Below are 7,768 nucleotides of genomic sequence, written 5' to 3'. Positions count from 1 at the left end.
ATTCCGCAGCTGTATGTGCTTTGGGATGGTGTTTGGGCCTGCGGGATTTATTACGTAAGGACTCCAGTGAACCATCATAACGTCGAAGCCAGCGATACACGTATTGGCGATATGTATTGTATTTGATGGCGGTTTTAGTGACGCCATGCTTCAATGCATATTCGACCATAGATCTACGAAATTTCATAACTTGTGTTATACTGTTCATGCGAGATACTCCTTTGGTAAAAGTTTGTTTTGACGAATTAACTATATCACAAGGGGGTCTCGCTTTTTATGTTTTCAATGTGTAACACATGTATTGTAATCCTACAATTGCAAATCTGGCTGGGTTCGCACGGACCTTGAGTGCCAGCCCGTCCTTATGTATAATGAGGAATAAACACATCTTTCAAAGAGGAATTACAGAGAAACTGAGGAAAGAAGAATGAATGTAAGACAGACTCCGGAAGTGGAAAAACGTATTTGCCAGCTTTGGGAACGCTTTTTGCTTGCCGGAATATGCAATGATCTGATGCTGGGAGAGGTAGAGGATCATTTATTTCTTGAACACATTGAAACACCAGTGGACCGGACCGTGGTGCCGGGACAGCCGGATCCGCTGATTGATGAAGTGACCGGGTGCGGGTTTGCCGATGACATCCGTGACGCGGTGTGCGACCTTTACTATGGGGAAGAGGAAATCCTTCCTTATAGCGAACTGGCCACCCGATGGGATGGGGAAGCGCTGATGGAAACGCTGTTTGATGAAATGACTCATCATATCCATGCTTATGATACCCGGATTATTACAGACAATCCTTATTATCAGAAGGTGAAGCCCCAGGCGGGGCAGGCGGGAGCCATTACTCTGGCGCCAAGGGATACGATTCCCTATGAGTTTTTCCAGTCCTATCACCAGACGTATGATCGGGATGATCCGTTTTTCTATGCGGAACTGGGATTTTTCACAGACCGGGTAGAATTTCCGGTCCTTCTGGAAAACGGCAATGTGTGGATGAGCGTGGTGGTCAGTGAGATTGAGTCCATGGCGGATGCGATTGCGGAAGCTCACGGAAAGGTCATCACCTATGGTCTGGGTCTTGGATACTATGCCTTTATGGCGGCGGAAAAGGATAATGTAGAAAGCGTAACGGTGATTGAAAAGAACCCGGATGTCATCCGTCTGTTTACCGAGTCCATCCTTCCGTTCTTCCCGCATAAGGAAAAGATTCAGATTATCGAAGCGGACGCGCTGGAATTTGTGAAGGCTCAGGAAGATGGATGCTATGATTATGCATTCAGTGATTTCTGGGGCGGGTATTATGACGGAGTGGACCTGTACATGCAGTTCATGCCGCTTACGGCGCGGTTTAGCCAGACAAAGCACAGTTACTGGATTGAAAGCTGCTTTATGGAATATTTCTTCCGCCCTGTATTTATGAGGCTTCTCATGGAAAAGGGATTGGGGCAGCGGGTAAAGCTTCCGGAACGTTCCCGTGAGGTTCGGGCACTGCAGGATGAATTTTTCCGCTACATGGAAACCCAGCCGCTGTCCATCGCATCGGCGGACGATATAGACCGCCTGCTCACGCCGGAGGAAGTGACCCGGTGGATGCGGCAGTTTGCTGTGGCACGAAGCCGGAAATAAAGCGGAAAGAGATGGAATTAAGACCGCTTTAATGTGCTATAATTGATTGGTTGACCAGAGTTCATTCCGGTTGATTGTACAGGATTCCGAAAGGAATGCCTGCGAGTTATGTTTCCATGAGAATGCATTGGTTCATTCTCTGTATGATAGTTATATTCTGCATAAGGCACAGTATAGGAGTTATCTATGAAAAATTCAGAGATTCATGCAGTGCACAGTCACTATCGCAGGCCGCAGAGGAAAAAAACGCCTTTGTGGAAAAAACTGTTTATGGCACTGGTTGTGATCATGGTGATCTGCGTCGCTGGAGCCGGGGCTGGTTTTTTGCTGTCTATCACCGGGACGCTGCCTGACGTCAGTCAGACTCTGTCGCCAGCGGCCTCTTCACAGATTTATGACTGCAAAGGCCGGTTGATTACCACGGTTCATGCCGAACAGAATCGTCTTCCTGTCAAGCTTTCAGAAACGCCGAAGGAACTGCAGAATGCATTCATTGCGGCAGAAGATATCCGTTTCTATAAGCATCATGGGATTGACCCTATCGGCATTGCCCGTGCACTGGTAAGCAATATCCGGCACAGGGATGCCACCGGACAGGGTGGTTCCACCATTACCCAGCAGCTGGCAAGAAACGCGTTCCTCACACAGGAACAGACGCTGAAGAGAAAGCTGCTGGAAGCCGTACTGGCTGTGGAAATCGAAAACAAGTACACCAAGGCGGAAATCCTGGAAATGTACATGAATCAGATTTATTTCGGCCAGGGTGCGTATGGCGTACAGACCGCTTCCCATGTATATTTTGGCAAGGATGTTAAGGACCTGAACCTGGCGCAGTGCGCTATGCTGGCCGGTCTTCCGAACAGCCCGAATTATTATTCCCCGTTCCACAACCTGCAGGCGGCTAAGTACCGTCAGGGCGTAGTACTGGATCAGATGGCCAAGTATGGCTACATTACTCAGGAACAGGCGGATGAAGCCAAGGCGCAGGATCTGGGCCTGGTTAAGCCGGGGTCCAATCAGGACAACAATAAGGTAGCTTCCTATTTCGTCAACTACGTAGTACAGCAGGTAAGTGACAAGTATGACTCTTCCGCTATTTACAAGGAAGGTCTGAAGATTTACACCACACTGGATCTGGATATGCAGAAGGATGCAGAAAATGCGGTGAACAAGGACCTGCCGAAGGGCACAAAGAATGCCAAGGGCATTACTCAGCCGCAGGGCGCTTTGCTGGCTATTGAAACCAAGACCGGCGATGTAAAGGCCATGGTAGGTGGACGCGGAGAGGACCAGTTTAACCGTGCTACGCAGATGTACCGTCAGCCAGGTTCTGCCTTCAAGCCGTTTACCTATGTAACCGCTCTGGAAAAGGGCATGAGCCCGAATATGATGCTGGATAACAGTGCGGTAAGCTTTGCCGGCGGATGGTCTCCGAAGAACTACGGACATACTACCGGCGGCCCGGTCACCATGACCGAAGCGCTGGTTAAGTCCATGAACATTCCGACCATTAACCTGGCCAACAAGGTAGGCATGTCCAATGTCATCAAGACAGCCGAAAAGTGCGGAATTACCAGTCTGGTGGATTCCGGTAAGTACAGCGATAACAACTTGTCAGCTTCCATCGGCGGGCTGTCCAAGGGTGTATCCCTGTGGGATATGGCACAGGCATACAGCGTATTCGCCAATAATGGTCAGCTGATTAAGCCGAGAGTTATCCTCAAGATTGAAGACCGCAACGGCAACATACTGGAAGATCATACCGGAGAATCGGATGCAGAACAGGTACTGGATGCCAACGCGGTAGCACGTCTTAATGTGATGCTCCAGCAGGCAGTTATGAGAGGTACTGGACGCAATGCTTACTTCGGACGTCCGTTAGCCGGTAAGACCGGTACCACAAACGGGGCACACGATGCATGGTTTGTCGGATATACACCGAACATGGTCACTGCGGTATGGATTGGTGATGATACCTCTACCAACGCGGGCTACACCGGCGGTACCATTCCGGCCGCTATTTTCAGAGACTTTATGAGTCAGGCTACAGCCAGCCAGTCTGCATCTTCGTTCAATATCCCGGCTTCTATTCAGGGAGAACTGGCTAAGGCGCAGAATGAGGCTAAGGCTGCAGATCAGCAGGCTCAGGGAGATGAAGCCGTTCCGGATCAGGATACTTCCACTACGGAAACCAACACTCAGGATTCCGGAAAGAATTCTCAGAGCCGGAATTCTCAGAACCGGTCCTCCCAGGATAAGAGTGACTCCGGAAAGAAGCACAACTCATCCCAGGATCAGGCCAGAAGGTCAGCGGCAAAGGCAGGCAAGAACATTCTTGACCAGGTAGCCGGACAGTAAGCCAAACCATTATAAAACTGAAAAAGGACTTCAGAAACAAAAATGTTTCGAAGTCCTTTTTTGATGCGGTATAAAAAGGAGAACTGCAGATTAAAGACAGATTCGAGGTTTGAGGAGGCTGTATGAACGCAGAGCGTTCATAGGTCGGCAAGCCTGAGGCTCGAGGCCGTGCACAAAAGAAAAGTTAGAGGAGCCGATTGGCAAAGCCAATCGGCCGGCCTCCTGCCTCTTACCTCCAGCCTGTCTTTGATGTATAGGAAAGTGTATTGACGCTATTCTGAAGTCTGATTATCAGATAGTCGTTTGGCTATCTGCTGGCAGACTAAAGGCAACCTTAACGGTATCATAAAATACTTCTATAATATAGTATCCTTTAACGTGATGAAATGTAGAAGAAAAAGCAATAAATGTAGGCACCATTTGATTAAATGTGCATTTAAAAAGAGACATTTCTCTGCTTTTTTTACTATAAATAAACATCAAGCTAAAAAATGTATCCAATAATGATAAAAAATGATTTGACATCACGTTTCTTATAGTATACTATAATGCATGTAAGCACTAATGACGTATACACTTTTATAAAACTTATGAATAGTATTTATGGTCATGTGTTCTAGGAGGATTATGATGGACAAAAGAGAAAACGAATATGTATTGTGGTTCGATGAACTGCGCAGAGCCGATGTAGGTCTGGTAGGGGGCAAGTCTTCTTCCCTTGGGGAACTGACCAGTGCAACCAAGGTGCCGGTACCATATGGATATGCTACAACCGCTAACGCATATCGTTATTTCATGGATGTTACCGGACAGAACAAAAAGATTCATGAACTTCTCGAAGGACTGGACGATGTAGAAGACAGCGTAGAACTTCACGAAGTCTGCACACGCATCCGTCAGAGCATCATGGACGCTGAAATGCCAGCTGACCTGGCACAGGCCATTGCTGATTCTTATGATGAACTGGCTGAAAAGGTTGGCGAAAAGGATCCATTCGTTGCTGTACGTTCCAGCGCTACCGCAGAAGATCTTCCGGACGCTTCCTTCGCAGGCCAGCAGGATACCTACCTGAACGTACATGGCAAGGAAGAAGTCATTCGCAAGGTTAAGGAATGCTACGCATCCACCTTTACTGACCGTGCGGTATATTACCGTGCAAAGCAGGGCTATGATCATGAAAACGTAGCACTGTCCGCTGCTATTCAGATGATGGCTGACTCCAAGGCTGCCGGTGTAATGTTCACCGTTAACCTGGCAACCGGCGAAGATGACTGCATCATGATTGAAGGCTCCTGGGGCCTCGGTGAATACGTAGTACAGGGAACTGTTACTCCGGATAACTTCGTCATCAACAAGAGCGACCTTTCCATCCGTTCCCGCCGTATCAACGAAAAGGCTATTGAACTGGTTCGTCTCCCAGGCGGCGGCGTAGAAGAACGCAAGGTTCCGGAAGAAAGAGCTAAGGCTCAGGTTATGACCGATGAACAGCTGAAGGAACTGGCTGGCTACGCAAAGGCTATTGAAAAGCACTATGGCTGCTACATGGATATGGAATGGGCTATCGACCACAAGGACCGCATCTGGATTCTCCAGGCTCGTCCGGAAACCGTATGGTCCAGAAAGAATAAGGAAAAGAAAGAAGCTAAGAAAGTGAACATCACTACCGATCATAAGGTTCTCGTTAAGGGTCTCCCGGCATCCCCGGGCCTGGTAGCTGGCAAGGTACACGTCATTACCAACCCGAAGGACATTGAAGAATTCAAGAAGGGCGAAATCCTGGTTACCCAGATGACTTCCCCGGACTGGGTTCCGGCTATGAAGAAGGCGGTAGCCATCGTTACTGATGCCGGCGGTATGACCTGCCACGCATCCATCGTTTCCCGCGAACTGGGAATCCCATGCGTAGTAGGTACCAAGAGCCGCAGCGTAGAAGCAACCCTTACCCTGAAGAATGGTCAGGATGTAACGGTTGACGCACAGAACGGTATCGTTTACGAAGGCGTTGTAAAAGATATGGTTAAGAAGGATGAACCGAAGGCTGCCGGCCAGACAGTAGTGGCAGCAGAATACTTCCCGCCAACCGGCACCGGCATCATGATGAACCTCGGTGATCCGGATCTGGCTGAAAAGTATGCATCCCTCCCATGTGACGGCATCGGCCTCATGCGCGAAGAATTCATCTGGACCACATTCATCCATGAACATCCGCTGTATCTCATTGAAACCGGCCGTGCAGACAAGGTTATTGACATGCTCGCTGAAGGGGTGGCTAAGGTTTGCCGTGCTATGAGCCCAAGACCGGTTGTACTCCGTTTCTCTGACTTCAAGTCCGGTGAATACAGAAACCTTAAGGGCGGTGACAAGTATGAACCAGTAGAACCGGCTGACCTGCTCGGCTGGAGAGGCGCTTCCCGTTACTATGATCCGAAGTACACCGAAGCATTCCGTCTGGAATTGAAGGCTGTACGCAAGGTTCGCGAAGAATTCGGCCTGAAGAACCTGAACTGCATGATTCCATTCTGCCGTACGGTAAAGGAAGCTGAACTGGTAACCGGCATTATGAGAGAAGAAGGCCTGGTTCGTGGTCCGGACTTCAAGCTGTTCCTCATGGCAGAAATTCCGGCCAACATCATTCTGGCTGATCAGTTCAATCAGTTCGTAGATGGTTATTCCATCGGTTCCAACGATCTGACCATGCTGCTTCTGGGATGCGACAGAAATAATGACACGGTATCTGCCCTCTTTGATGAACGCAACCTGGCAGTGAAGAGGGCCATCCGTCACCTCATTGCTACTGCACACAAGGATGGAAAGACCGTTTCCATCTGCGGACAGGCTCCGTCCGTATATCCGGAATTCACTGAATTCCTCATTAAGAGCGGTATCGACTATGTATCCGTAAACCCGGATATGGTTAAGGCAACCAAGAGAAATGCTGCACGCATTGAACAGCGCCTCATGCTGGATGCAGCAACCGGCCGCGGAATCAAGGAAGTAGAAGATTACACCTGGTAAACAGGATAAGCGGGAAGGCACACTTCCTTATGACGAAGCGGAACTACACATGTAGTTCCGGCTTTGTCGTCATTTGAGTAAATTGATATGAGCTCCTGCCATGGGGCTTAAGAAAGTGAGATGAGACAATGCGACTTACAGAAAGACAGAAGGAAATTACGGATATTGTCCGCGAAAATGGCCCCATTACAGGAGAACAGATCGCAGAACGTCTCCATGTAACCAGAAGTGCACTGCGTGGAGATTTGGCGGTTTTATTGTCAGGAGAAATCATTGCTGCACGTCGTCGTCTGGGGTATTACTACCTTGGCGGCGGAGAGGATCCGGCAGCTATGGAAATACGGAAATGTACTGCAGCAGAGTGCATGTCCAAACCGGCTCTTGTACCGGTAACCGCCAGTGCATATGACGCAGCCGTACTCCTGTTCACAAGGGACATCGGTACCGTCTTCATTGGTACACAGGATGATGTACAGGGCGTTGTGTCCCGTAAGGATCTGCTGAAGGCGGCAATGGGCAGAGAAAATCTGCAGAGCATGCCGATTTCCATGGTTATGACATCCAAGTCCAAGATGATTTTTGCTACACCGGAGGAAAGCATGGTGGATGTGGCTCAGAAGCTCATCGACTTTGAAATTGACTGTCTCCCGGTCATCACGATAGAAGAAGACAATGGGGTAAAGAAATATGCGCTCTGCGGACGTTTGTCCAAGACCAACATTACCCGTTTGTTCCTTAAGCTTGGGAAGGGCAAGGGCAGATAAT

The 7,768-nt window shown here is 49.0% G+C and carries 5 protein-coding genes; 4 read left to right on the top strand and 1 reads right to left on the bottom strand.

What is annotated here, in order from left to right:
- Positions 1-208: helix-turn-helix domain-containing protein (locus tag BLQ79_RS01205; RefSeq protein ID WP_143270038.1), on the bottom strand; the 208-nt coding region annotated here is incomplete at its 3' end.
- A gap of 219 nt (positions 209-427) precedes the next feature.
- Here BLQ79_RS01205 and BLQ79_RS01200 point away from each other — a divergent pair.
- The 4 genes from BLQ79_RS01200 to BLQ79_RS01185 all read left to right on the top strand — a co-directional run bounded on the left by BLQ79_RS01200 (position 428) and on the right by BLQ79_RS01185 (position 7,767).
- Positions 428-1,630, top strand: coding sequence for a hypothetical protein (locus BLQ79_RS01200; RefSeq protein WP_091362970.1), 1,203 nt, complete (start codon positions 428-430; stop codon positions 1,628-1,630).
- Positions 1,631-1,816: 186 nt separating this feature from the next.
- The gene (locus BLQ79_RS01195; RefSeq protein WP_091362968.1) at positions 1,817-3,988 is read left to right on the top strand and encodes a PBP1A family penicillin-binding protein; all 2,172 of its coding nucleotides are present in this window, start codon (positions 1,817-1,819) and stop codon (positions 3,986-3,988) included.
- Between the two features lie 627 nt (positions 3,989-4,615).
- Positions 4,616-7,003 (top strand): phosphoenolpyruvate synthase, encoded by a 2,388-nt coding sequence (ppsA, locus tag BLQ79_RS01190; protein ID WP_091362965.1) that lies wholly within the window; start codon positions 4,616-4,618, stop codon positions 7,001-7,003.
- A 128-nt stretch (positions 7,004-7,131) separates the two neighbouring features.
- Positions 7,132-7,767, top strand: a complete 636-nt coding sequence (locus tag BLQ79_RS01185; protein WP_091362963.1) for a helix-turn-helix transcriptional regulator — start codon at positions 7,132-7,134, stop codon at positions 7,765-7,767.
- Position 7,768: the final 1 nt, after the last annotated feature.

Origin of the sequence: Dialister histaminiformans (assembly GCF_900103425.1) — a bacterium.
GTDB classification, from domain to species: Bacteria; Bacillota; Negativicutes; order Veillonellales; family Dialisteraceae; genus Allisonella; species Allisonella histaminiformans.
The sequence above is the reverse complement of the archived record's forward strand: the minus strand, read 5'-3'. Positions and strand labels throughout refer to the sequence as shown.

Bases quoted from the DNA above. Each gene is read 5' to 3' on its own strand.
- BLQ79_RS01200 (WP_091362970.1), top strand. From the start codon at position 428: ATGAATGTAAGACAGACTCCGGAAGTGGAAAAACGTATTTGCCAGCTT.
- BLQ79_RS01195 (WP_091362968.1), top strand. From the start codon at position 1,817: ATGAAAAATTCAGAGATTCATGCAGTGCACAGTCACTATCGCAGGCCG.
- ppsA (WP_091362965.1), top strand. From the start codon at position 4,616: ATGATGGACAAAAGAGAAAACGAATATGTATTGTGGTTCGATGAACTG.
- BLQ79_RS01185 (WP_091362963.1), top strand. From the start codon at position 7,132: ATGCGACTTACAGAAAGACAGAAGGAAATTACGGATATTGTCCGCGAA.